The organism is Mesorhizobium sp. M4A.F.Ca.ET.020.02.1.1, assembly GCF_004022645.1.
Lineage (GTDB): Bacteria > Pseudomonadota > Alphaproteobacteria > Rhizobiales > Rhizobiaceae > Mesorhizobium.
Genome location: NZ_RZOI01001223.1, coordinates 1 through 905, shown reverse-complemented (window position 1 = coordinate 905; position 905 = coordinate 1). Strand labels below are relative to the sequence as shown.

General features: G+C 67.0%; 2 protein-coding genes. One reads left to right on the top strand and one right to left on the bottom strand.

Features of this window, described 5'->3' with window-relative positions; all coding sequences use genetic code 11:
• Positions 1-187 precede the first annotated feature (187 nt).
• Positions 188-595 (bottom strand): ACT domain-containing protein, encoded by a 408-nt coding sequence (locus tag EN742_RS36230; RefSeq protein WP_126057398.1) that lies wholly within the window; start codon positions 593-595, stop codon positions 188-190.
• A 189-nt stretch (positions 596-784) separates the two neighbouring features.
• Between EN742_RS36230 and EN742_RS40140 the strand changes: the two genes are divergently transcribed.
• Positions 785-905: bestrophin family ion channel (locus EN742_RS40140; RefSeq protein ID WP_281035062.1), on the top strand; the 121-nt coding region annotated here is incomplete at its 3' end.

Below are 905 nucleotides of genomic sequence, written 5' to 3'. Positions count from 1 at the left end.
CTCGCGGGCCGCACCGCCGCTGCCGCGGCGGGCCCTCCGCGGGGGGGGCGCCGGACGACCGGCGGCCCGCGGTCGCGGGCTCGGCCTTCGGCCGGGTAGCTTCCTTCTCCCCGTTCACGGGGAGAAGGTCCCGGCAGGGGGATGAGGGGCGGCACCGGCATCTCAAGCAGGCGGTGGAGAGCCGGCATCACAACCGATTTTGCTCCGCCAATTCCATCAACATCGCCATCGCTTCCTCGGCCCGATCCGCCGGGACGAACAGATGGTCGTGGTAAAAGGCCGAGACCGGATTGACGCCCATGCCAGCCCCTGCCAACCGCGTGGTGATGGCGGCGAGGAATCCGACGGCTTCCAGCGAGGAGTGGATGTTCAGCGTGATCATCCGGCAGCGGAAGATGCCGTCGATGCCGACCGCTCTCGACTGGTCCTCCTTCACGATCAGCGTAAGGCCTTCCTGCTCGCGAAAGCTCATGACCGGATCGAGGCCATCCGGCATGGTCGCGCCCGGCGCCAGCGTCGCGAAGACGTGGACATCGGGAAGCAGTCGCGGCGTCATCGACGCCAACAATTTTTGCAGATCGGTTTCGCCGGTCATTTTTCCTCCCTCGGCGGCGCGCGGCTGCCAGTCTCGCGAGCCCGCCGCCTCGTCCTTAGACCGGCCGGATGAGCGCCGGTAGTGCCTGCCCGGGCGACACGGAAATGTCGCTGTCGACCGAGCTTGCTTTGCCGTTGCATAGCACAATGGACGGGATCGGGACCGGAGCCGGTCCGTCTGGGGGTTTTGATGATCGTCCGCCCGCGTCCGCGCTTCCTGCATCTGTTCTTCATCATGCGCGGCTCGGTGGTGCCGCGCATCCTGCCGCAGATCTTCGGTTTTGCCGCCTATGGCGCGCTGGTGGTATTGG

Bases quoted from the DNA above. Each gene is read 5' to 3' on its own strand.
- EN742_RS36230 (WP_126057398.1), bottom strand. From the start codon at position 595: ATGACCGGCGAAACCGATCTGCAAAAATTGTTGGCGTCGATGACGCCG.